Here is a 24,863-nt window from a genome sequence, read left to right as displayed (position 1 = left end):
CCTCTAACTTAGGCCCATCATAATGGCGTACGGCAACGATGTCAAAATTTAAGAATAACGACGCCCGCAATCATCATCCCGATCCCGATAAACTGTGCGGGGCTGATCTTTCGTTTTTTCATGCCGAACCAGCCATTCAGATCGACAATAAAAGTCAGGCAGAGCTGGGCGATTAATAATGCGGAAATCGTAAAGGTCACTCCGATCGTCTGAATCGACGTCACTTCGCTGAATATGATGACTGCTCCCAAGGCCCCACCGATGCGGTACAGCGGCTTGACGCTTGTAAAGCCCTCCCGGCTGCCGTCCCGTGCAAACAGCAGGATGATCAACGCGAGAATACAGCCGGTCAGTTGGGTTACCGCCGCGGCCTGCCACGTCCCGATATCCCCGCTGATCCGCGAGTTGGCGACACCCTGCAGCGTAATGCAGGCGCCCCCCAGCAGTGCAAATATAATGCCTTTCATAGGTCCTCTCCCTCTGTATTGTTCTGTCATTATTAAAAGGCAACCGCGGCGGTATAGGATAGGACATATGTCCTCAATTGGATGGAATCCCGCAGCCAATGAATCTGAACAGCAGACCGGGACTGCATAAAGACCCTCCGACACACAAAAAACCGCACGTCAGTTAGCTTTGCTAACGTGCGGTTTATCTTCATCTGCGGCCCTCGATCTTAGGTTATGTCATCGCGGTTCGAGAGACGGGCTATAAAATTCAGCATTTCCGAATTCCGCACGTCCAAACGATGGTCCTCTTGTCCACGTAATTGCCAGGTGCATAAGCAATTCGGAGGTCATTTGTTCCCGGATCGCCGTGAAGCGTTCATCTCTGTACAAATTAAACCACTCGCCAGGATCTTCCTTCAGATGGTACAGCTCCCCCTTAAGCTCTTTCAGCCTGGAGTCTGCATCGTCCAGTGGCCCTGGTAAAGACATGATCAGCTTCCAATCCCGTTTGCGCCACATGACGGACGGAGCGGCGAATCGTTCGTCATCTGTCGTCCGGTGGAACTCGCAAAACGTTCCTGTGCGCCGCTTGCCTGCTAACAAGTCGAGACCGGGAAGCACAGGATTAAGTTCGGCTCCCGATGCTTTCGCCAGCGTGGGAACCAGGTCGATCAACTCGGCCGGCCTGTCATCCGTTATCCCACGCATTTCAGCGGGAATCCAGCTGCCGGACAATATCATCGGAACCCGTACGCTGCTCTCAAACAAGCAATATTTACTGAAGCGGAACCGGCGCTCTCCCAACATTTCACCGTGATCCGATACGAAAACGATCAGAGCGTTGTCCAGGTATCCCTTGGAACGCAGACCGTCCAGCACCTCTCCGAAATAATGGTCCAGCCAAGAACAGTTGGCCCAGTAACGCAGCGTTGTCCGCCTGCGCTCCATCACGCTCATCCGTTCCCACATCTGCCTTCTGTCCCAATATCGGCTGCCGCCTTCTCCGTGGATCAAAGCCTCTTCTTCCACATGCGTTCCCTGTTCTAATTCCCAAGGAGGCTGCTCAATGTCCGGAATGTCCTCGAGCCGATACCAGTCTTCGAACTCCTTCGGAACATTAAAGCCCGCATGGGGCTTTAGAAACGACAAATACAGAAACAGCGGCCGCGAACCATCCAGCCCGTGCTCGATAAACTTCTTGCATTGCTCAGCCACCCACCCGTCACGATGCCGGTGCATCGGCACTTCGCTGGTGCGGCCGATATATCCGAGCACATTTTCTTCCCCGCTTCCGTAATCGCGGGTTTCCTCATAATATGCGCTCAATCCTTCCGGATCATCCTCATCCATCATCAGCGCATTCTCTTCGTAATGCCCGCTGTCCCGGCCGAGCCCGATAGCCCGAACCTCAAATCCGCGCGCCGACGGGTGGGATCGCCGGCCGTGATTCCAGTGCGTTTTGCCGAAACCGGCCGTCTGGTAGCCCTGCCTGCGCAGCAGCTCCGGCAAAGGCGGGATGGGAAAACCGTCCTCGTCGTCAAGGCCGTCCCGGTTGGTTCTTACCCCGATTTGCGAAGGATACAGCCCGAACATCATCGAACTGCGGCTGGGAACGCACATTGGCGCTTGGCAAACCGCCTGGCTGAATACGATCCCTTCGTCCGCAAGACGGTCGAGCGTCGGTGTTTTGATATGCTGATTGAATCTCCCGATGCAATCCCAGCGCTGCTGGTCGGTCATCAGAAATATAATATTCGGTTTCGTTAAAGCCATTGAACCCTAACTCCTCCCTTCATTTGCACGGCCTACCTCTGCCGGTCATCCTTTGATAGAGCCGACCATGGCACCCTTGGCAAAATGCTTTTGCAAAAACGGATACACGAGCACAATCGGCACGGTCGCCACGATAACCGCTGCCATTTTCAGCATTTCGGAAGGCGGAGGCGCAGCGGACACATCATACGCGTCGAGAGCCGCGTTGTTGGCGCTGAGCAGCATATTTTGCAGCAGAACCTGAATCGGCCATTTGGTGGAATCGTTCAAGTAAATCAGTGCTGAAAAAAATTGGTTCCAATACCCTACTGCATAAAAAAGGCCAAAAGCTGCCAAAGCAGGCATTGACAGCGGCAGAATGACGGAAAACCATATCCGCATATCGTTGGCGCCGTCCATCGCTGCAGATTCATCCAGATCGGCAGGAATGCTCTCAAAAAAGGATTTCATCAGCAGCACGCTCCATCCGTTAGCCAGCGACGGGATAATGAGCGCCCAGATGCTGTCGATCAGACCGAGCTGGCGCACGAGCATATAAGCCGGGATTAGTCCCGGACTGAACAATATCGTAATCAGCACGAACAAAAGCACCTTGCGCCGACCACGCATTCTCCGCCGTGACAGCGGGTAGGCGAGCATGGCCGTCACAATGAGTGATAATGCTGTGCCGACAGTCGCAAGAAAAGCGCTGTTTCCCACCGACCGCAGGAACGCGTCCGTTGAGAGAAGGTAGCGGTAAGCATCGAAACTCCAGTGATCGGGCCACAGCAGCCAGCGTTTCTGTGCAAACTCGGCTGGATCCGCAAGCGAAACGACCAGCACGTAATAAATAGGAAAGCACGTCGCCACCCCCAGCAATCCAAGTCCGACTCCATTCAGGCTTTGAAATGCCTGGTTTCTCCATCCAATTCTCATTCTTTTCTCTCCGATCTGCAGAAAATCCTAAAATATCCCACCATTCCCCCATTTATTGGCCAGCTTGTTGGACAGCAGCACGAGCACGAGTCCGACCACCGACTTAAAGAGTCCGATCGCCGTACTGTAGCTGAACTCTCCGCGCTGAATGCCGATGCGGTAGACGTAGGTGTCGAACACTTCCGCAACATTGGAGACTGCCCCGTTGTACATGAGAAACACCTGCTCGAAACCTACGTCCATCAGATCTCCCAGCCGCAAAATCAGCAGCACGACAATGACGTTACGTAAAGCGGGCAGTGTGACATGCCACATTTGTCTTAATCTCCCCGCTCCATCCATTTTCGCCGCTTCGTACAGCTGCGGATCCACGCCCGCCATCGCGGCCAGAAACACGATCGTCCCCCAGCCCGCGTCCTTCCACATCGACTGCAGCGTAATGACGATCCAAAACTTATGGGGATTGGTCAGGAAATCGATCCGGTCATACCCCGCTGCCTCCAGCCAGTGATTGACGAGACCCTCGCCTCTAGCGAACAGCGTGAACGTCAAACCGGCAATGATCACCCAGGACAAAAAGTGCGGCAGGTACAATACAGACTGCACCAACCGCTTATACCCTCCACTGCGCACCTCGTTCAACAAAAGCGCAAGGGCAATCGGCAGCGGGAAGAAGAAGACCAGGTTCAGCACATTGATCGCCAGCGTGTTGCGAAGCAGCATACCAAAATCCGGCGTGGCGAAAAATGTATGGAAGTGCTCCAGCCCCACCCAGGGGCTCCCCCTCATTCCGGCAAACGGGGAGTAATCCTGAAACGCCATGAGCGTTCCCCACATCGGTATGTATTTAAACACGATGAAGAAGAGAATGCCGGGCATAGCCAGCAGATACAGATACGGGTTTCGTCCGATATCGCGAACCAGCCTATGAAAATACGTTCGTTTGGACATGGACTCGCCCTTGTTCCGATATGCAGAATGGTTGTCAGTCATCGTTTTCGCTTGATTCAAGACTCCACCTCCCATCAATGCCCGTTGCGTATCCGATAAGCGTCTGACATTTCTTTCGTCGCTTGGATGAACTGCGGATCGCTTTTCGTTTTGGCAACCAAGTCATCCCATGCGGACAGCGGTTCTTGGCCGATGACGATCTTGGCGGTCAGGTCGCTGATCCGCTTTTCGAGGTCCGGCAGCAGCTTTTCCGCCGCTGGGGAGTACAGGCCTACTCCGATATCCGGTACGTTCTCCTTGCTCCGCTGAGCATCCACCTGGCTTCTCAGGTCCTCCAGCTCCTTCAGTTCCGGATTGGCTGGCGGGGGATTCAGCGCAGGATCGATCGAATTGACGATCTGATTGAAGTCGGATGCGTTGTCCTTCAGGAGTTTGTCCGGATCGACGATTTTGACACCGTTTTCTATCCGATAATGAATCCCCTCGATGCCAAACCGCTGAACAGCGGATACTTCCGGCGTCAGCCAGGTGTCAACTAGTTTCAAAATTTGCTTGAGTTTGTCTTCCGGCACCGTTTTTGGAATGGCCAGAATGCCATTAAAACCGGTCCCTTTCGGGACAAATCCGTTAAGCGTAGCCAGTGGATAAAAATCCGCTTCCTTGTAAGACGGTACGAGCTTTTTCAAACCGGGAGAATAAACCTTGGGCCCGGTTCCCGTCTTGTCGATGACACCGCCGGCCCGATTGCCGATGTAGTAGTCTCGCACCTGCGTTGTTTTCAAGGTTAGCAAGTCTTCAGGCAGCAGCTTTTCCGAATATAGCTTAGCTAAATAAGCCAGCGACTCGCGGGCTTCCGGCAGAAAGGAGGCATAGGTCAATCCATCGCCTTCTTCCTTCCAGGAGCCGGTCACACCGGTAAAAATTTCACGGAACGTGCCTGTCAGCGTATCAATCCCAGCGGACAGTCCGAACGTATCGGCTTTTCCGTTGCCGTCGGGATCCTTTTCGGCAAATGCCTTCAGTACACCGTACAGCTCCTCCGTCGTTTTCGGAGGCTGAAGGTCCAGCTTATCCAGCCAGTCCTTGCGGAGAATCAGGAAGGATACGTCATTCGCATCGCGTCCACGGGGAATGCCGTAATTTTTCCCATCCTCCATTTTGGTAAGCTCCCACGCAACTTCAGGGACTCCCTTCTGCAAATTCGGGTAATCCTTCAAATACGGTGTTATGTCCCAAATGGCCCCCTGCTTGACCAGATTCCGGAAAGACGGCCCGAAAGGGTCGCTGATATAAGTCAAATCAGGCAGCTCGCCTGAGACGAGTGTAATGTTCAATTTATCATCATACACATTGTTGGAAATCCATTGAATGTCCAGCTTTGAATCCGTCAGCTTTTCAATTTCCCGCTTGATGACATTATCATCGGATGCCGGAGGTGTGCTGGGCGTTATGGTCATAATGCTGATTTCGGCACGCTCGGGAGCGCCTTTTGAATTTTGCCCACCGGCTTCGTCATTCGAAGAGCCCGCAGACCTCCCGCAAGCAGACAATGACACCAGGACCGTGCACATGAAAATTTGAAAGAACAGGCGTGGCTTTACTCTCATCCGTTATCCCTCTCCCTTTTATAACTAAGAATTCACCCTTGTTTAGTATGATTTATGAAATCATCTTAGCTTAAAATGGGACTTGGTAATTGTATAATCGGGACAGATAATTGACTCTTTGAGCCAAGGACCGTCACTGGCTGTCCTGCAGAGATCGTGCCTGCTTCTTTAATAAATCGTTTTCCACAAGCATTCCTTTCGGTATCTGCTTGGCGTGCAGCCCGCTAGTCTGACAAATGTACGGTTAAAATGCGAAGAGTCGCTAAAGCCTGCGAACGATGCGATCGAGTCCACACTGCGGTTCGTTTCCGCCAGCATCTGCTTCGCTCGCTCGACCCGGATTTGCATTAGCGTTTCATGAATACTTCGGTTCGTTTGCTCGCGAAATACACGGCACAAATGCCTGCCGCTTATCGTGAACGCCCGGGCGAGTTCCTCGATGGACAGCTTCCGGTGGAAGTGCTGCTCGAGATACGCAATCACCTTTCGAACCAAAATTTCGTGCTGGATCGGCACAGGTTTAGTGCGGGAGATATCGGGAGATTGCCGCAGTAAGATTCGCGACAGCCGGATGAGCAAATGCACGAGCAATTGGACAGCGATTACGTTGGCGCCTGGGGCGCCTGTCTTTAATTCCTGAAGCATTGCTTCCAACTGGCCAAGCACCTCCGTCGATTCCGCCGAAGTCAAGGACAGTTTTCTCGGAGGGCGTTCGCCGCTACCGCAAAATGGCCTAATAAAGGGAAGGTCCGTCAGAACGTTCAAGCCTTTCGGCAAATATACAGGAATCGTCTCCTGCCGGAACAAGCAGTTCACGATTTCAAGATGACTATTTGGGGCATCAGGAAAATGATGGCTTTCCCCTGGCATGATCAAGAACACATCCCCGGTGTTCAGCGCATAATTCGTTCCGTTGATCCGATGCATGCCTTGTCCCTGGACAACATAAATAAGCTCAACGAAATCATGAAGATGTTCTTCGAACAGGTTGTGCTTTCCGTGGGAAGCGCGTTGAATCCACACGTCATACTCCCCTCGATCGTATTCCGAAAATTTTTTCCGCTCCATATGGACCTCCCTTTCGCTGTCTCAAAAAACGCAAGGAGACCTATCGGCTGAATGGGCCAACAGGTCTCCGTTTGTACGGTAGACGTTAATATTCTGATACGCCTAACTTTGCGATCCATTATAAGCAATTCCGGAGCAATCGTAAACATGAACTACCCCCTGCTAACATGGACGCCTTTTGTTTGATTAGTGATTAATCAATAACAAGCACTTAAACTGTTCTAGAGTTAGCCGTCTGTGATGTCTGGACCGATGCTGCGGTGTTCGCCTGCTGCAGTGCTTTGACCGTCGCGGTAATGCCTTCCTCGAACGGTGTTGCGATAATCGGGCCGATCCACTTTTCGTACTTAGCTCCGCTCAGCGTCAGCGGTTCCTCGGTCAGGTATAGCATCTCGACGACCTCTTTCATCACAGGCACGCCTAATCCTAGCAGAGATAATCCGATTTTCTTCAACGGAATGACCGGTTTGCTGCTTCCACTGGCCGCTCTCGCGATCCGCACGATCTCCCGTCCCGATATCAGCCCGCCCCCTGGAATGTTCCAGTTTTGACCGTAAGCTGCGTCATGACCAGCCACTTCGGCAATCATGGCGGCGGCGTCCGGCAAGTAGACATATTCGCGGGGAACGGTCATATTACCGATGAAAAAGGCCATTTTGCCAGCCGCAATTGCTTCAAGCGTTGAACCCAGATAGGACGCTTCATTCGCTGTTGGCCCATAATAATCCGGCAGACGGACGATCATAATCCTTGCCTTTTTCCAGCGCTTGCCGAACAGCATGCGTTCAAAGTCCAAACGAACCTTCCCTTTCTTCGTATGCGGCTGTTTCGGATGCTCTTCGGTGACCGGGTCGGACTGCCTTCTTCCATAAGGATAGATCCCATCAATCGCAACCACTTTGATAGCGAGCTGTTCTGCCGCCTCCATTACGGATTCACCAAGCGGGATCAGCTTGCTGGCCATCTCATGGTAAGGTACGTTCGCACAATGAAACATGACGTCTGCATCCCCAGCTTGCGCGATGATCTCCTCAGGCCGCATGGCATCTCCCATGGCTAGCTTCAAATGCACCGGGTTTCCCAATCTGCCGGCGAGCTGCTCCAGCTTTTGGCGTGATCTCCCGAACGCAATCGTTGGAATTCCCCGCTTTACCAATTCCTCTGTAATGGCTGCACCTGTTCCGCCTGTGGCTCCAACCACCATCGCTTGGTTTATCGTCATATGAAATCGTCCTCTCTGTTTTGTTTTGTGATTGATCAATCACTAATTTGAACTCATCATAACATTCAGTTAGTGATTGGTCAATAACTAATCGTCAAAAAAATCCTTTTTGATAAGGAGACCTCTCTCTCGTCCCCTTATCTTTCTTTTAATTCGGGCAAACTGATCGCATCCGCTACGTTGCACAGCATCCCTCTGGCCAAAAAGAGCATCGTTCTTTCTTCGGGATGTGGAATCCCCGCCTCGCGAAATGCCTGCAGTACGATTTGACGAACCTCCCGGAATCCGTTTCTCATCGCTTCCTGGATCGCTTCTTCCTGAATCGTTTGGGACTGCATCTGCAGCAGAATCTCGTTCCGGTGGTTCTCCATGATTTTCTCGTATTCCGTAATCAGCTCCGCTTCCAGCCGCTCCGGCGACGCCGACTTCACGACTTGCTGAAACGACTCGATCATCCGGGACCAGGACACTTCCAGAGCCGCAAGCAGCAGCGCTTCCTTCGTTGAGAAGAAACGAAAGACGTAAGGCTGCGAAATGTGGGCCCGCTGTGCAACCTGTGCTGTGGTGGCCCGGTAATAGCCAGTTTCGGCAAAAACCTCGATGGCGGCCGATATAATATCTGTTCTTCGGTTGACCGAAGTAGACGCATCTCTTGCCATGGCGCATAACTCCTTTTCATGACGCAGATTAGTAAGTAATTGATCACTATCTAAGAAGTATAGGGGATAACGAAGCGGAATGCAATTCTCTTCCTCAAGCTGAGCGGTGATAAACCAAAGAGACGGACCGCCACTGCGGTTCGCCTCGTTTTACGATGATATTTAAATCTTTGTCCTATGACTCTCCGTCCCGTCTCCTACCGCTTCAAAGACGTCGTACTTACCACACCGTATCTCGCGAGCAGCCTGCGCCCGAGCAGTCCAACTGCCCGATCCGTCAGGAAGCCCATTAGCCCTAAGCAAATCAGACCTACGAAAATCCAATCCGTCCGGAAAAACAGACGCGAGTTCCAGATCAGATACCCGACTCCCTCATTGGAAGCGATCATTTCAGCTCCGATGATGGCCATAAAGGATGTGCCCATGGCCAGCCGGATGCCGGTAAAGATGTACGGAACCGTTGCCGGGATGATGACATGAACGACGATCTGCCATTCGGAGGCTCCCATGCTGCGGGCCGAACGAATTTTATCCTCCTCGACGGAGAGAACGCCGGTGAACGTATTCAGAATGACGATAAAAAATGTCGCGTACATGATCAGCATAACTTTAGACGTTTCGCCGATGCCGAACCAGACCAGGAACAGCGTGATGAACGCGATCGGCGGAATAAATCGGATAAAGTTCAAAAACGGCTCGGCGAAGGTACGGATGAATCCGACTTTACCGATGATGATCCCGATAGGCACCGCCACCAAACTGCCGAGCGTCCATCCGAGAAGGACACGATAGGCGCTGATGCCAATGTACTGCAGAAGTGTGCCGTCCATCAACAGCTCGTATCCGCCTTTCGCCGTGTAAATCGGGCCTGGCAGAATCTCCGGCCCGTATACAAGCGAGACCAGCTGCCAGATGATGATCAAAGCGATCCAGAACAGCACTTGAAGCGGTCCTTTCTTTATTTTCTTGCTCATGGTGATTCCTCCGATCGGATTCTATTCGTCAAAATGGGCCTGAATGCGATTGTACAGGTCATGGAATTCCGGCGCGGCTAAATCTCTCGGGTACGCCAGCGGCACCTCGTAAATATCGGTGATCCGCGAAGAGGGTCCGGCGGACATAATACCGATCCTTCCGCCAAGTAGCAGCGCTTCCTGTATGTCGTGGGTGACGAAGATCACCGTCTTGTCGGTTTCCTGCCAGATCTTTACCAGTTCGCGCTGCATCGTTCGTCGGGTCATCGCATCCAGCGCGCCGAACGGCTCATCCATCAGCAGAATGCCGGGATCGTTGGACAGCACCCTCGCCAACTGCACCCGCTGCTTCATCCCGCCGGAGAGCTCGCGGGGGAATTTATTTTCATGCCCTTTGAGTCCAACCATGCCGATAAAACGATCGGAGATTTCCTTGCGCCGGGCGGCGGGAATGCGCTTCATCCGCAGGCCGAACTCCACGTTCTCCCTGACGGTCAGCCAGGGGAAGAGCGAGGAATCGGCCTGCTGGAAGACGACGGCCCGATCCTGGCCAGGCCGATCCACCTCTTTCTCGCCCACCCGCAAATGCCCCGAGGTTTTCGACACGAACCCGGCGATCAGGCTGAGCAGCGTCGACTTACCGCAGCCGCTAGGGCCGAGGAGAACGAAAAATTCTCCTCCCTTCACGACCAGATCGACATCCTGGATAATATAATGCAGATCCCCCGCCGTCTGCTGTTGACTATAGCTTTTATTCAAGCGCTCAATATAAATCTCGTTTGGTCTGGTTACTGCCCCCATCATCCCAGCCTCCTTATTTCAACTCAAGCACGCGGTCCGGGAACGCTTTGCGCACCAGGTCCAAATTCAGCTTGTCGTTCAGGTTAAAATCCTTTTCAATAATGCCGGTATCCACCATATATTTTTTCTGGCCGGCCAGCCCGTCGTAGGCCTGCTGGGTGAAGCCGATCTTCCAAGGATTTTTCGGCAGATCCTTAAGCGTGGCCTCTTTCGGCTGCTTCACTTCGTCATACATAATGTCAGCTGTTTCGTCCGGATGTGCCTGGACGTAGTCGGATGTTTCGTCAAGCGCCTTCAGCAGTTCGACCAATTCGTCCGGGTGGTCCTGGATCAGTTTGGTGCCGGCGATCAGACCTGTGCCGAGCCGGACAGGCGTCTGGGACATATCCGACAGCTCATGCGCTTCGGACAGTGCGGCGAACTTGTCGTTCAGCACCGAGCCGTACACCCAGGCCGCGTCGATCTCGCCCTTTTTCAGCGCCACATACGTTTCGTCAAATCCTCCCTGCCCGACCAGCGTGACGTCTTTCAAGGCAATGCCGTTTTGCTGCAAATAAACGTCCCACAAATAAGGAATGAACGTTCCACGCGAGTAGCTCAGTTTCTTGCCCTTCAGGTCGGCGGGGCCGGCAATCTCTTTACGGGCGAACATCTTCCATTCGCTTGCGCTCAGATCCGTTGCCGTTCCGGAGGAAGCAAAGATCGCATAGTCGCCTTTGCTGACGGCATTCAACAGCGGGAAGTCTGCGCCAAAGGCAATATCCACCTGCTTGATGAACAGGGCGTTGACCCCTTCGGCCGGCGTGGCGAAGTTGACCAGCTCCGCATCAATGCCGTGTTTTTCGAAAAATCCTTTTTTCACGGCGACCCGGAAAATCGGGTTGGTGGAAATATCGGCGATTTTCACCTTAAGCTGGTGCCCGCTGTCTTTTCCCGAGGCGGTTCCGCATGCGGTGAGTAGCACAGAAACGAGCAGGACGGCTGCGGTCATTACGCTGATGCGTCGAAACACATGCCTACTCATCTTGATCCCGTTCCTTCCTGACGACTTCGTCCGTGGTCGCTACGCAGAAGGCTCCATCGCCATAGGATACAGTACCCTCAACTTCGACTGCGGTCACGGCTCCACGCGGCGCAGCGCCCGGCAGCCGGTAATCGGCTACATCAAGCGGAGCGATTTCCGTCTCCACCGGCTTTTCCAGCTGCGGGATCCACTCATAAGGTACGCGGTAAGCGCGGTAAACCATATTCGCGTTTCTGGAGTTTTTATAAGGAGAGATGTATTCCCACACCAGTTCATGCTCCCGCGTGACTTCGAAAATTCTTCCGTCCGCTCCCTCGGTAATCAGCGTATTGCCGTTAGGCAGACGCTGCGCCGAGCTGATATAAGGGCTATAAAAGCGGTAAGAGTCCAATGGCGCCTGGAATCCGGCTTCAGTCGGTGTGTACTGCCATTCGATCTCCAGCGTAATCGGGTGAATCTCCAGAATCCGGGAATGGTCGCGGCGCGCCACCTTGACGCCATCCGGTGATTCGGGGTTCGGGCTGCCATAGCCGCCCCAGCCTCCGTTATCGAATACCAGAATATTGCCCTCTCCCGGCAATCCCTTCGGAATCAGATGGGCATGGTGCTGGCCGATAATCCAGCCGATATGTTTGGTGTCTTCTCCGGAATAGTCCGGGCCGAGCTTCCATACGATGTTCCCGGTCCGTTTATCGATGATCGCGATAATGTTGGATTCCCGCGCGTCCCATATCAGATTGTCCGGATGAAAGCGCTCGTCGCCTGCATCATAGTGCTTATTCGGACCGAGCACCGAAACAGAGTTGATATGCATCCAATCTCCGGAATGGGTGCCGAACGCCCGGGTATTCGGGTCCCGGTACAGCGCCTCCTTCGCCGCTTCGTCAAATCCAAGTTCTTCAAAGTGATCACTGACGGCCCATTCCCAGACGACATTGCCCTCCCAATCCACTTCGATGATCGTGTCGTCCAGCAGCTCGATGTCCGAAATTTCGGGACGGTTGACGTTTTTATGCGCGAGAATGATTGTATTGCCTGAACCGACTTTCGGATCGGCACCAGGCACATAATATCCGACCGGATTGCCTTCCCGCTGGTAATCATGATGCTGGCGTGCCATCCACTGCGCGGGATGACCCGGATCCTCAATCCATTCGTACCGGTCGAATTTCCAGACGACATTGCCATCCCAATCGACCTGTACCAGATTGGCTTCGTCCTGAAAACCATATTTGGGATCCCGCTCGGCAGTGCTGCCCAGCACATAGCCTCCAGGGAATATTTTGTTCGGGAAACCGCGCAGCCCCTTCCACAAATGCACCTCTCTGCCGTTCATGTCGATCAGCAGTGCCCCGGTGTCAGCTGCCTGGTAGATGGTGTAACCGCTCCATGCCTTTCCTGGTTGGTAAACGGTCGTTCCTGTCGGATAAATGGTTGGATGTCCCATATGATCTGTCTCCCTTCCCTGCTCACAATGATTTTAATATGAAATAAATCGGTTCGGTCTCTGCGCTGCCTTCCGGTGGCCGGGAGACGGCTCCTCGGCGTTCTCCGGTGGATGTGCCTGCTTCAGCACGGCGTCGGCAAAGCCTTCCAAATGCTCGTAGAGTCTTTTGAAATTCACGATTTGTTCCTCTAGTTCCTTGGCCGTAAAGCCTCCAAAGATGCGTTCAATCATGTATGTACCTGCGTCCCGGTTGCGTACAAGCATGTCCCTGCCCTTATCTGTAATGTCCAGGACAACCGATCTGCGATCGGTCTCCAGGCGCTTTCGCTGTGCGAAGCCGAGCGATTCCAGCTTGTCGCAAACAGCGGTCACCGCGCCTGTGGTGAAATCCAGCCGTTCGGCCAGATCCCCAAGCTTCTGCTCGCCTTCATGCAGAATCGCGTTCAGCACGAGCATCCCGGGCAGGGACACGCCTTCAATCGATACTTTGTCACGTTCCTTGACGAATCTCCGAACCAGCCTGCGAAAATGCCAATCGGCTTCCTCCATCAGAAGCCACTGCTTCTCTTCCATATCTCTCCTTTCACCATTCATCAACCACCACCATTGCTCTCCCCATGGAGTAGCAGCCATCCGTATCAACGTGCATGCTGATATACAAAAAGGCCCCCGAATGCCATCGCCGCAAGAAGCGGTATGGATTACAGGAGCCTTTGGTGGACCAATCGGCTGATATTTAGTTTAATGTTAAAATAATGACCACTCATTAAATGAATGTTAATCGATTTCCTTGACGTAAGATTAAACCAATTAATCTCACCTGTCAAGTAGGAATTAAAAATCGATTTTTAGTTTTTAATCAATAAACAAATAAACCCTGCTCACAAGAGCAGGGTTGTTTCTGTCATGGCCCGGTATGTCACATGCTTGTTTCTTTTCCATGCATCGTAATAAATTGTCCGATCCGCGCGGCCGCTTCACGCAGACGCGCCTCCTCCTGAACAAGGGCGATCCGCACATAACCCTCCCCTTCCGAACCAAATCCGTCCCCTGGGATCACGGCCACCCCTGTTCCCAGCAGCAGCTCCCGGGCAAACTGCCGGGAACTCCAAGGCTCAGCGCCTTCCAGGAAAGCCGCCGGCAGCTTCGCCCAGGCAAACATCGTCGCCTTCGGCTTGGGTACCACCCAGCCCTCCCGCGCGAGCGCATCAATCAGCGCGTCCCGGCGGCGTTCGTACAAACCGGCCACCCCAGCCGCAGGCCGGAAGGGGTCCATCGCCTGCTCCAGCGCAGCGATCGCCGCCGTCTGGATCGGTCCGAAGACGCCGTAATCGATGTTGTTCTTCAGCTCCAGCAGCGAAGCGAGGACATCGCGGTTCCCGGCCAGAAATCCGATCCGGCAGCCCGCCATATTAAAGCTCTTGGAGAACGAATGGAACTCGACGGCCGTTTCGATTGCACCCGGGATTTCCAGAATGCTTGGCGGCCGGTAACCGTCAAAGCCCATTTCCGAATAGGCCAGATCATGGACGATCAGCACGTTCCATTTTCGAGCCAAGGCGACAAGCCGTTCAAAGTACGGCCGATCCGCCGTTGCCGCAATCGGATTACCAGGGAAGTTCAATAGGATAAATACCGCCTGCTCCCAAATTTCGTCCGGGATGCTCTCCAAATCGGGCAGGAAGCCGTGCTCTTCCCGAAGCGGCATTTCATAGGACTTCACGCCTGCAATGGCCAGCGAACCGGCATAAATCGGATATCCCGGATTCGGGACGATCGCCAGGTCGCCGGGATTGCAGATCGCCTGGGCCAAATGCGCCAGCCCGTCCTGCGAACCCATGAGGGACAGCACTTCCGCCTTCGGATCCAGGCGCACATTGAAGCGATGCTCCATCCATGCGGCACATTTCTCCCGGAACGCATCGCTTCCCGCCGAGCCGGGATATGTATAGTTTTTTTCGTCCAGCACAGCTTCGTTTAGGGCGCGGCGCACCGCATCCGTGGGTCCGAGATCCGGGCTGCCGATGCTTAGGTCAATCAGGTCACGACCGGCCATTTCGGCTTCTTTCTTCCAAGCGGCCACCTCCGCAAAAATAGAGGAACCTAAACGCGACAGCTTATCGGCGCGCCAAGGTCTGGTTGTATGATTCGTCAAATCCGTCCACCTGCTTTTTCCTTTCATTATAGCATGCTTTTAAGCGAGGCTCCTTCAGCCTACCGCACCATTCGACAATTTTTTTATTGACTTGAAAAGCCTTTCATCCTGTAAGATCAAAGAAAAAAACAGACTACCAGGAGAAGAGAGAACCATGACAACTAAAAAAGAAACCATTCTGATCTTTGCCTTCACCTTTGCCGCGTTCGTGCTGGGGACGACCGAATACGTTATCGTCGGCCTGCTGAAGGATATCAGCGTCAGTTTGGGCGTATCCCTGGCGGCCGCCGGCATCCTTGTATCCAGCTTCGCCATCGCTTATGCGGTCGGCACACCGTTTGCCGTCAGCCTCTTGGGACGCATCCCCCGGCATGTGACCATATTGTCGGGTTATGCAGTACTGCTGGTGCTGAACGCCCTGACGATTTTCGCCGGCAATTTCGCCCTGATGTTTGTGATCCGGGTCATCACAGCCATTTTGTGCGGGTTGACCTTGTCACTGTCCATTGCCGCGGCCAGCGAACACATCCAGGCTTCCCGCCGAGCAGGCGCCGTTGCATGGATCATCGGCGGCTTCTCGATCGCCAACGTCCTGGGCGTGCCGGTCGGCACCTATATCGGCCAGCTGCTCGGATGGCGGGCGGCATTCATTGTCACCTCCGCCGTGGGCATCATTCCGCTGTTCATCATCGCTTCGGTTCTGCCGAAAAGCGATACCGTCAGCGTCAGCTCCATGAAACAGCAGTTCGCCTTGTTCGCAAACCGCCGCATCCGGATGGCTTTCTTGATTCCAGTGCTCGGCGTGGGTTCGGTCTTTATCGTCTATACTTATATCACACCGATTCTTGAGAACGTGCTCGGCATTCCGAAGCAGTGGACAAGCGCTGTGCTGCTCGGTTATGGCGGCCTGACCATCCTGAGCAATTGGATCGGAGCCAAGGTAGCCGAAGGGGATTCGAGGTCCAAGCTCAAAATTGTATTTATCGTTCAGAGCCTGATGATGCTGGCCCTTGCCCTGACCCTGAGCTTCACCTGGGCTGCCGTTCTCTGCCTGATGCTCATTGCCTTGTTCTCCTACGCCCTGAGCGCCGCCGTTCAGTTGTATCTAATCGATCTCGCCGACGCATCGGCCGGCGGGTCCAAGGACTTTGCCTCGACCCTGATGCCGGTGGCCTCCAACCTTGGCATCGCCTGTGGCTCCCTGCTTGGCAGCCTGGTCGTCGACAGCATCGGTTTGGCTTATTTACCGTGGGCGGCACTGGCTTTTTCGATCGGCGCTTTTGCCGTAACGGCCCGCTGCCATCAGCTGGATCAAGAGCATTTGAGCATCGGGGCTGCCGCCCGGATTCACACGATGTAGCCGGTCGACGTACATTCAAAGGAGACAGACCGCTTTTAGAGGAAGTTTTTCTAGCGAAATAAGGATGTTTAACCTCGGAAGTTTATACTTTCATATCTCTTAAAAACGCCGCAGCCGGTCGTCCGGCTACGGCGTTTTTTGCGCGTCCAGATCCAGCTTCTCCTCGGTTCCGGTTCCGGCCAGCGGAGAATAGACGCAGCAGTGCAGGTCTTCATTTCCATTAATATGGGCAAACGTGTTGATTTCAAAGGATAACGGCCCAAGGTCCGGATGGTTCAGCACGAATGGCTGCACCTGCTTCTCCCGTACATCGTGTGAGTCCCAGAGCGCCCTAAATTCCGGGCTTACTTCGGACAACTTCTGGGCAAACGCCTGGTACCACGGGTCCCCCTTTGATTGGCCATGGTAAGCACGGAGAATGGCAGCACTGTATGCAGCAAACTCCTCCCAGTTCAGGACGCGTTCCCGTAAATACGGATTCATGAAGATGGACCAGACCATGTTGCGGCCCATTATCGGATCTTCCAGAAAGTCATACAACAGCCGGGGAGCCTGGCGGTTCCAAGCCATAATTTCGGTCCGGCGGTTGACCAAGATGGCGGGATAGCGCAGCTGATCAATAATTTTCTGCAGTCCTGGCTCCAACGGCGGGACGGCCGCCGGCGCGGACCAGTCCGGAAGATCGCCGAATCCCGCCAGCCGCATGACATGCAGCTTCTCGTCGGGAGACAGGAGCAGCGCCCTGGCGATGTTCTCCATGACTTCCCTGGAAGCGGCCACGTCTCTCCCCTGCTCCAGCCATGTGTACCAGGTAGTGCTGACATTAGCGATTTCCGCCACCTCTTCACGGCGAAGTCCAGGAGTCCTTCTTCTGCCGTATCCCCCGCTAACCCCGACGTCCGCCGGCTGAAGCTTTTCCCTGCGCGATTTCAAAAATTCCCCGAGCAGATTCCGGGTTTGCATCATGTTAGCAGCACCTCCGAGATGTACAACGTTCCATAAACTCCACGATTCAAATGATACCACCCCTCCCGCCGTAAAAGAAAGCCTCCGTTCCGCGTTCAAGCGGGCAAGAGGCTCATATAAACGGTTGCAGATGCAGACTTTCAGGCAGGCAAGGGACTCTTCATAGGCTGTAGTCTGACAAAACCTGTGGCATAGAACGCGAGAGCAAGGACCTGCCTCGCTTAGCCCATCTGCAGTACCAGTTTGCCCGTGGTTTGGCCGCTTTCGAGCAGACGATGCGCCTCAATGGCGTCCTCCATCGGGTAAATGCCGTGCACCTCCGAGCAGACCTCTCTGCTGGCGAGCATCTGCAGCGCTTCTCTGGCCGCCTGCCCCACGCCAACCGGATCATACAGGGCATACGCCCCCAAGTTAAAGCCGGCGATGCTCTGGTTGCCGAGCCAAATCTCGTTGCTCTGATGCGCCAGCTCGCCGCCGCTGGCGTTGCCCAGAGCGACGATTTGCCCGAGCGGTTTCAGGAGATCAAGGCTGCGTGCCCGCGTCTCGCCGCCAACCGGGTCAAATACGGCGTCGACCCCCTGTACTCCCGCGATCCGCTTCACTTCGTTCACAAAATCGGAGCGCAGCAGCAGTTCGTCGTATCCGAGAGATGCGGCCAGCTTGATTTTATCCGGCGAACCCACCGTCCCCAGCACCTTCCCAGCGCCAAAGCGCTTGGCGATTTGCCCCAGAAAGCTGCCGAGTCCGCCTGCGGCGGCGTGAACCAGCACCGTGTCCCCCTGCCTCATCCGGTTCACCTGCTTGACCGCGAAGTAGGCAGTCGTCAAGTTGACGATGGAGGCTGCCGCCTCGGCCATATCGAGATCTCCTCCGAGTGAATCGAGCGGAACCGTAAGCTGCGGCGTCACTCTGGCCTGGGTAGCGTATCCGCCAAGCTCAAGCAGCTTCATGGAAGCGACCGGCTGGCCGATCCGGAACCCTTCAACTCCGTCCCCGATTGAGCGGACGAATCCGGACACCTCAAGCCCCGGAATCACCGGAAACGGAAACAGCTCCGTAAATCCGCCTTTGCGGATCAAAATATCCACGAGCCCGACGCCTGCGTACGCCACGTCCACGATCATTTCCCCATATCTTGGCGCAAGATCCGGCATTTCCCTGACCTTAAGCACTTCTGTTCCGCCCGCTCTTTCAATGACGATGGATTTCATATAAAGAACCTCCCTGGTAGATGTTTTATGCCGTTATCTTACCAAGGAGGGTCTGAGGCAGACAGGTTCAGATTATACGGGTATAAAAAGTAACAGGCTACACGCGCGGTTGGATGCGGCTTTTAATGTTCTCGGACAACCGGCTTACGATTTGATGAATCTCCTGGTCCTCACGAATAACCGAGGCGATTTTTTCATGGGCGTGGATGACGGTCGTATGGTCCCTGCCGCCAAAAGCTTCCCCGATTTTGGGCAGCGAGTAATCGGTCAGCTCCCTGGACAGATACATGGCGATTTGCCGGGGAAAAGCCACGGCCCTTGTCCGTTTCCGTGCTTTAAAATCCTCGATGCGCAAACCATAATAATCTCCCACCCGCTCCTGAATGTCCTGGATCGAGATCATTTGGGGACGGGACTGCGAGATCATATTTTTTAATGCTTCGGCTGTCATATGCACGGTGATGTCCTGATTCACAAGCGAGGAATAAGCGATGACGCGGATGAGAGCCCCTTCGAGCTCACGGACGTTCGTATGAATATGGCTGGCGATGTATACCATCGCTTCGTTCGGAATGTCGAGATGCTCCGCCTTCGCCTTCTTACGCAGAATAGCGATCCGGGTCTCCAGATCCGGGGGCTGAATATCCGTGATGAGTCCCCATTCAAAGCGAGAACGCAGTCGTTCCTCCAGGGTGGGGATTTCCTTGGGCGGACGGTCGCTGGAAATGATGATCGCCTTCCCCATTTCTTTCAGGGCGTTGAAGGTATGGAAAAATTCTTCCTGTGTCTGCTCCTTGCCGGCGATAAACTGGATGTCGTCGATCAGAAGCACGTCGATGTTGCGGTACTTGTTACGGAAAGCTTCGCCGCGGTTGTTCATGATGGCATTGATAAACTGGTTGGTGAATTTTTCGGAGGATAAATAGAGCACCTTCGCCTGCGGATTGTGCTCCAGCACATAGTGGCCGATCGCCTGCATCAAATGGGTTTTCCCCAGACCGACGCCGCCGTACAAAAACAGCGGGTTATACGCCTTGCCCGGCGCCTCGGCTACAGCCAGCGCAGCTGCATGGGCAAAACGGTTGCCGAGTCCGACGACGAACGTGTCGAAGGTGTATTTTGGGTTCAGCATGGCGGCAAAAGCTGGATCGTTCAGGATATTATCCTCTATGAGGGCAGCCGGTTCGGGTGATGCGGATCTTCTCTCGGTCTCCAGCTCATCCTGGGTAATGATATGAAGCTCAGGCTGAGCATCCATGCATTCGCGAACCGCTGTCAAAATGAGCTTGGTATACCGATTCTCCAGCCATTCCTGCGTAAACGTGTTGGGCGTGCTGATCGTCAGGACGTTATCCTGCAAACTGACGGCCTTCGTCGATTTCAGCCACGTATCATAGCTGGGCTTGCTGATCTTCTTTTGAATCATGGACAGGACCTGGTGCCACAATTCTTCGACTTGCCTTTCCACGGGCGCTCAACTCCTTATACTTCGGTAAAACGAAATGATCATCCCGGCGGGCTTACGCAAAAAGGCATCCGTTCTTCCCTGCAAATGCTGTTCCTGGAACCATCGCAGTAAAGGGATGCCTTAGATCATCATGCTTATGTACAAGCTGCTATTTTCTATTCTAGCATATCCGGGAGCCTCCAAGAAATATGGACAGCTCCCGAAAATGGAATCTGTCAGATCCCCATGCCGGTTATACTCTTTGAAACAATGTAGGAGCACTCCTAAGGATACCTGACTCTATCTGCGGCTCATCGCGATCGGATAATTTTTGACGCCGAAGACAAAGGAGCTTTGGATCGGCTGGAGTTCAGCGTCCTCGGCTCTGCGCAGATCCTTGAATCTGTCGAGGAGTGCCTGAAACGCAATTTTCCCTTCCAGCCTGGCCAGTGGAGCCCCAAGACAGAAGTGGATACCGAAGCCGAACGTCATATGCGGGTTCGGTTTGCGGTCTATTCGGAAGCCGTCCGGGTCGTCGAACCGGGACTCGTCGCGGTTGGCGGCCCCAACCCAGGAAATGACCTGTGCTCCCTGCTCCATCGTATGCTCTCCGATTTGTACCGTCTCCGCGGCTTTGCGTCCGATCGCGATGATCGGCGGGTAATAGCGCAGTACTTCTTCAATAAAGGAAGGTATGAGGTCCGGCGCTTGATACAGCTGCTCCTGCAGCTCCGGTCTTTCGGTCAGCACGCGCACGCCATTGGTGATCAGGTTCGTCGTCGTCTCGTTTCCTGCAGCCAGCAGCAGCACGCAGAAGCTGATGATATCCCTTTCCGACAGCTTCTCTCCTTCAATTTCAGCGTTCAGGAGAGCAGTTACGAGATCTTCCTGCGGCTCTTCAGCCCGCTGCGCCATAATTCCCTTAAAATAATCGGACAGCTCTCCCATCGCTTTCATCCGCTTGTCGGTAATCCGCTGGAATGCTTCGTCGGTGAGGTCGTCGGCACTTTCCACGAGAATATCGGACCAGTGCTTGAACTTGTTCCGGTCTTCCTTCGGAGCACCCAGCAGCTCGGCAATGACGATGACCGGCAGCGGAGTCGCGAATTCGCCGGAAATGTCCATGGCTCCATCCGTTACCGAATCGAGCAGCTGCTCGGCGATGGACTGGATACGGGGGGTCAGCTCTTGGATCGCCTTGGGCGTAAACGCTTTGCTGACCAGGTCGCGCATTTGCTTATGCTTGGGCGGATCCATAAACAGAATGGAGCCGCCTGCGCCTGCTCCACGCTCGGAGGAAAATGTTTTCGGATCCTTCAAAATGCGCTGCACATCCTCATAGCGGAAGACGTCCCAGCAGTTTCGGCTGCTGTCGTAGCGCACTGGCGTTTCTTGTCTAAGCTGGCGAAAGATATCAAAAGGATATAACATTCGGTCCGGGGTCGAAACCTCGGCCATGTTCAGCATGTTGGCGTATTTTTCCTGGATCATCGAGTTCAAATCCTTTCCTCAAGTATCGTGCAATCGTGTGCAGATTCTGCTGCATATACTTCTGCAGGTTCTTCTGAAGGCCGTCGTTCACGATGTTTGGCAGCTTGCAAACAACGGTCTAAAAAAATGATAGCACGATTCAAATGGGAGTCTCGACTTACCCAGGATGTATTTTTGGGAGGTACTAAAGCATTACATGCAGCTCTATTCGCACGGATGATCCGGATGCAGACACGGCCAAAAGGGCCAAATAGTTTGTGTTACCCAAAAAAACAGAGTCCGGAAGAATCAATTTCCCCGCGAAGCCCTTTTTGCCGGCATCCAAGGGACCGATGTCATCGATCCCTACGTCTTGTTCAGACGCGTTGCCGAAAACGCCTGACGGTACTCCGTCGGGGTAACGCCGGACAGACGCTTGAACCATTTAATAAACTGCTTGTCGTCTTCGATGCCGACCCTGTCCGCAATTTCCTTGATATGCAGCTTGCTCGACACAAGCAGCTCCCTTGCCGCTTCCAGCCGGATCCGGTGAATATAATCCCTGAGGCCGGTACCGAATCTCTGCTTGAACATCCGCGACAAATAGTTGCGGTTATACCCCATGTGCATCGCGATCCGGTCGACGGACATATGCCTCTCGAGGGCATGCAGCCGGGTCCATTCCAGCAGCTCCGACAGGCGGGGGTCCATCGCTTCGGATGCGCCCGCATCCTGAAGCTGTTCCGCCAATTCAATCAGCAGCGACGTCAGAAAATAGTCTCCCGCCTGCTTCAGCCGGTATCCCCCGCTCGCCGCGTGCAGAAGCTGCCTGGCCAAAATGTGTACGCGGCTCGGTTCCGGGCAGTGTGCATAATGAGGTATGGCCCCGTCCGGCTCACCGCCCGTCTCCGGAGGAAGCAGGAAATGAAACCAGTAAAATGAAACGCCGGGGGAAGACAGCCTGTATCCACGATGCTTCTCACCCGGCCGCAGCAGCAGCATGTCCCCTGCCTTCACTTCGTACAGCTGGCCGCCGGCTTCGAGAAAGACCACCCCCGCAACACCGATAATCAGCTCATAATCGGAAATGGTCCGTTCCATATGGGACCAATCCTCATCGCTGACAAATTGTCCACCCATTTGGAGCTTGTAAGGTTGTTGTAGATAAATAGGCAGCATGACAATCCTCCTGCTCGTCTGTAAAAATCAATTTAGTGGGCTAATGACACTTTTTATGCACGTTCCACTACCGACAATCCTTGGCTTGATTCGATATGATAAAGCTGCAGATGATGATGTTAGGAGTGAACGAAAACTTGTCTACCAAAAATGCGCCAACCCATCCACAGCCGCTTGATTTGAAATCCGTCCGCATCACCGACTCCTATTGGTCCAGTCATGTGGATCTTATCAAGCATACCGTGATTCCCTACCAGTGGGAAGCCCTGAATGACCGTGTTCCCGATGCTGAACCCAGCCATGCGATCCGCAACTTCCGGATTGCCGCAGGATTCGAGGAAGGAAGCTTTGCCGGATTCGTGTTTCAGGACACCGACCTGTATAAATGGCTGGAAGCGGTCGGGTATTCGCTCGCCCAATCCCCAGACTCCGATCTGGAAAAAGTCGCCGATGAAGCGATCGATCTGATCGGAGCCGCACAGCTGGAAGATGGTTACCTGAACACCTACTTTACGATTGACAAGCTCGACCAGCGCTGGACCAATCTGATGGACTGCCACGAAATGTATACGGCTGGACACCTGATCGAAGCAGCGGTCGCCTATTTTTACGGAACAGGCAAAACCAAGCTTCTTGACATTGCACGCAAGATTGCCGACCATATCGATGACCGTTTTGGGCCGGAAGAAGGCAAAATCCGGGGTTACGACGGTCACCAGGAAATTGAGCTTGCCCTGGTCAAGCTGTACCATGCAACAGGTGAAGCCAGATACCTGAATCTAGCCGGCTTTTTGATCGATGAACGCGGGCAGGAGCCGAATTTCTTTGCGGAGGAATTTGAACGGCGGGGCCGGATTTCGCACTGGGCACCAGGTGTCGTTCAGAAGGGTCCTGTAAATCTTGCCTACCATCAGGCGCATAAGCCGGTGAGGGAACACGAGGTGGCGACAGGCCATGCGGTCAGAGCCGTCTATATGTATACAGCCATGGCCGACCTGGCTCTGCTTAAGGGAGACACCGCCCTGCTGGAAGCCTGCCGCCGCTTATGGGACAACATTGTGCAGAAGCAAATGTATGTCACAGGCAGTATCGGATCCACGCATCACGGTGAGGCTTTTACGTTTGATTACGACCTGCCGAACGACACAAACTACAGCGAAACCTGCGCATCGATCGGCCTGATCTTTTTCGCCCAGCGGCTGCTTCAGAATGAAGTGAAGGGCGAATACGCCGATGTGATGGAGCGTGCGCTGTATAATACCGTAACCGCGGGGATTGCCGGCGACGGCAAGCATTATTTTTACGTGAACCCGATGGAAGTGTGGCCGGCGGCCAGCGAAGGCAATCCCGGCAAGCGCCACATCAAGCCGGTCCGGCAAAAATGGTACGGCTGCGCCTGCTGCCCGCCAAACGTGTCACGCCTGCTGTCCTCGCTCGGTCAATACATTTATTCGGCGAGCGACGAGGCACTCTTTGTGCATCTGTATATTGGCAGCCAGATCAGCCACCAGGCGGCCGGCCGCAGCGTTCAGCTGGACATGGAGAGCCGTTTGCCTTGGGAAGGCCAGGTGCGCCTGAAAGTGCAGGAAGCGGATGGCGCGGGTGACTTCACGATCGCGCTTCGTCTTCCCGGCTGGTCTGCCGCAAGCGCGATTCGCGTGAATGGTCAGTCTGCCCAGTATGAGCTGCGTGACGGCTATGCCTATATTCGCCGGGATTGGCAGGCCGGTGACATAGTTGAGCTTGAATTCGATATGCAGCCGCGGCGGATCTACGCCCACCCGAACCTGCGCGCCAGCAGCGGAAAGGTTGCGCTGCAGCGCGGCCCGCTCGTCTACTGCCTGGAGGAGACCGACAACGGAGCCCCGCTCGCTTCTCTAAGTCTGCCGGCAGATGCAGAGCTGCAGGTCGTCATGGACGAATGGCGCGGAGGTGTCGCCGTAATCGAGGCGGATGGCCTTCGCACTGGCACGCCGGCGGAAGCGCCGAACGATCTCTACAGCACAGCGCGGCCGCAGTTGGACCAGCAGCGCCTCCGGGCCGTCCCATATACGCTATGGGGCAACCGGGAGCCTGGCGAAATGACGGTTTGGATTCGCGAAAGCTGATGTTCATCAACACGCCGCAAGAAGGCATTGCAGCACAAAAAACGCTCCAGATACGAATCTGGGGCGTTTTTTTCTTC

At 54.2% G+C, this 24,863-nt stretch carries 21 protein-coding genes; 2 read left to right on the top strand and 19 right to left on the bottom strand.

Annotated elements, in window-relative coordinates:
• Positions 1 to 41 precede the first annotated feature (41 nt).
• From IAE55_RS01425 to IAE55_RS01360, 14 genes are all read right to left on the bottom strand, one after another.
• A complete protein-coding gene (locus tag IAE55_RS01425) occupies positions 42 to 467 on the bottom strand; it encodes a DMT family transporter (RefSeq protein WP_076166721.1) in 426 nt (141 codons plus the stop codon).
• A gap of 219 nt (positions 468 to 686) precedes the next feature.
• On the bottom strand, positions 687 to 2,222 hold the full coding sequence (locus IAE55_RS01420; RefSeq protein WP_145157135.1) for a sulfatase family protein: 1,536 nt from the start codon (positions 2,220 to 2,222) through the stop codon (positions 687 to 689).
• A 45-nt stretch (positions 2,223 to 2,267) separates the two neighbouring features.
• Positions 2,268 to 3,137 carry a carbohydrate ABC transporter permease gene (locus IAE55_RS01415; protein ID WP_105443246.1) on the bottom strand — a complete coding sequence of 290 codons (870 nt, stop codon included), beginning with the start codon at positions 3,135 to 3,137 and terminating at the stop codon, positions 2,268 to 2,270.
• Between the two features lie 27 nt (positions 3,138 to 3,164).
• Complete coding sequence (locus IAE55_RS01410; RefSeq protein WP_234489288.1) at positions 3,165 to 4,088, bottom strand: ABC transporter permease; 924 nt, start codon at positions 4,086 to 4,088, stop codon at positions 3,165 to 3,167.
• Between the two features lie 74 nt (positions 4,089 to 4,162).
• Positions 4,163 to 5,695, bottom strand: coding sequence for an extracellular solute-binding protein (locus tag IAE55_RS01405; protein ID WP_200630720.1), 1,533 nt, complete (start codon positions 5,693 to 5,695; stop codon positions 4,163 to 4,165).
• 168 nt (positions 5,696 to 5,863) lie between these two features.
• Positions 5,864 to 6,763 carry an AraC family transcriptional regulator gene (locus IAE55_RS01400; protein ID WP_105443248.1) on the bottom strand — a complete coding sequence of 300 codons (900 nt, stop codon included), beginning with the start codon at positions 6,761 to 6,763 and terminating at the stop codon, positions 5,864 to 5,866.
• A gap of 211 nt (positions 6,764 to 6,974) precedes the next feature.
• A complete protein-coding gene (locus IAE55_RS01395; RefSeq protein ID WP_200630719.1) occupies positions 6,975 to 7,985 on the bottom strand; it encodes an NAD-dependent epimerase/dehydratase family protein in 1,011 nt (336 codons plus the stop codon).
• Between the two features lie 137 nt (positions 7,986 to 8,122).
• A complete protein-coding gene (locus IAE55_RS01390) occupies positions 8,123 to 8,644 on the bottom strand; it encodes a TetR/AcrR family transcriptional regulator (protein WP_145134137.1) in 522 nt (173 codons plus the stop codon).
• 197 nt (positions 8,645 to 8,841) lie between these two features.
• A complete protein-coding gene (locus IAE55_RS01385; protein ID WP_105443251.1) occupies positions 8,842 to 9,618 on the bottom strand; it encodes an ABC transporter permease in 777 nt (258 codons plus the stop codon).
• Positions 9,619 to 9,639: 21 nt separating this feature from the next.
• Positions 9,640 to 10,419, bottom strand: coding sequence for an ABC transporter ATP-binding protein (locus IAE55_RS01380; protein ID WP_076166742.1), 780 nt, complete (start codon positions 10,417 to 10,419; stop codon positions 9,640 to 9,642).
• 13 nt (positions 10,420 to 10,432) lie between these two features.
• Positions 10,433 to 11,443, bottom strand: a complete 1,011-nt coding sequence (locus tag IAE55_RS01375; protein ID WP_200630718.1) for an ABC transporter substrate-binding protein — start codon at positions 11,441 to 11,443, stop codon at positions 10,433 to 10,435.
• Positions 11,436 to 12,890: an aryl-sulfate sulfotransferase gene (locus IAE55_RS01370; protein WP_200630717.1), complete on the bottom strand. Its 1,455-nt coding sequence runs from the start codon at positions 12,888 to 12,890 to the stop codon at positions 11,436 to 11,438. Before IAE55_RS01370 ends, IAE55_RS01375 begins: the two co-directional genes overlap by 8 nt.
• A 33-nt stretch (positions 12,891 to 12,923) precedes the next feature.
• Positions 12,924 to 13,463, bottom strand: coding sequence for a MarR family transcriptional regulator (locus IAE55_RS01365; RefSeq protein WP_200631107.1), 540 nt, complete (start codon positions 13,461 to 13,463; stop codon positions 12,924 to 12,926).
• Between the two features lie 346 nt (positions 13,464 to 13,809).
• Complete coding sequence (locus tag IAE55_RS01360; RefSeq protein WP_200630716.1) at positions 13,810 to 15,072, bottom strand: aminotransferase class I/II-fold pyridoxal phosphate-dependent enzyme; 1,263 nt, start codon at positions 15,070 to 15,072, stop codon at positions 13,810 to 13,812.
• A 127-nt stretch (positions 15,073 to 15,199) separates the two neighbouring features.
• On the opposite strand from IAE55_RS01360, the gene IAE55_RS01355 reads away from it, so the two are divergent.
• The gene (locus IAE55_RS01355; protein ID WP_200630715.1) at positions 15,200 to 16,405 is read left to right on the top strand and encodes an MFS transporter; all 1,206 of its coding nucleotides are present in this window, start codon (positions 15,200 to 15,202) and stop codon (positions 16,403 to 16,405) included.
• 126 nt (positions 16,406 to 16,531) lie between these two features.
• Here IAE55_RS01355 and IAE55_RS01350 read toward each other — a convergent pair whose 3' ends face one another.
• The 5 genes from IAE55_RS01350 to IAE55_RS01330 form a co-directional block, all read right to left on the bottom strand.
• A complete protein-coding gene (locus IAE55_RS01350) occupies positions 16,532 to 17,371 on the bottom strand; it encodes a helix-turn-helix transcriptional regulator (protein WP_200630714.1) in 840 nt (279 codons plus the stop codon).
• A gap of 221 nt (positions 17,372 to 17,592) precedes the next feature.
• Entirely contained in the window at positions 17,593 to 18,582 is a 990-nt protein-coding gene (locus tag IAE55_RS01345; protein WP_200630713.1) for a quinone oxidoreductase family protein, read from the bottom strand.
• 97 nt (positions 18,583 to 18,679) lie between these two features.
• Positions 18,680 to 20,008 (bottom strand): chromosomal replication initiator protein DnaA, encoded by a 1,329-nt coding sequence (gene dnaA / locus IAE55_RS01340; RefSeq protein ID WP_234489287.1) that lies wholly within the window; start codon positions 20,006 to 20,008, stop codon positions 18,680 to 18,682.
• Between the two features lie 321 nt (positions 20,009 to 20,329).
• Positions 20,330 to 21,520, bottom strand: coding sequence for a cytochrome P450 (locus IAE55_RS01335; RefSeq protein WP_200630712.1), 1,191 nt, complete (start codon positions 21,518 to 21,520; stop codon positions 20,330 to 20,332).
• Positions 21,521 to 21,865: 345 nt separating this feature from the next.
• A complete protein-coding gene (locus tag IAE55_RS01330; RefSeq protein ID WP_145157124.1) occupies positions 21,866 to 22,678 on the bottom strand; it encodes a helix-turn-helix domain-containing protein in 813 nt (270 codons plus the stop codon).
• Positions 22,679 to 22,815: 137 nt separating this feature from the next.
• On the opposite strand from IAE55_RS01330, the gene IAE55_RS01325 reads away from it, so the two are divergent.
• Entirely contained in the window at positions 22,816 to 24,786 is a 1,971-nt protein-coding gene (locus IAE55_RS01325) for a glycoside hydrolase family 127 protein (RefSeq protein ID WP_234489225.1), read from the top strand.
• Positions 24,787 to 24,863 lie beyond the last annotated feature (77 nt).

It is taken from the genome of Paenibacillus sp. S28, from assembly GCF_016624415.1.
In the GTDB taxonomy this organism is placed as follows: domain Bacteria; phylum Bacillota; class Bacilli; order Paenibacillales; family Paenibacillaceae; genus Paenibacillus_AQ; species Paenibacillus_AQ favisporus.
Note: the sequence above shows the minus strand (reverse complement) of the source record. Positions and strands in the feature narration are given on the sequence as shown.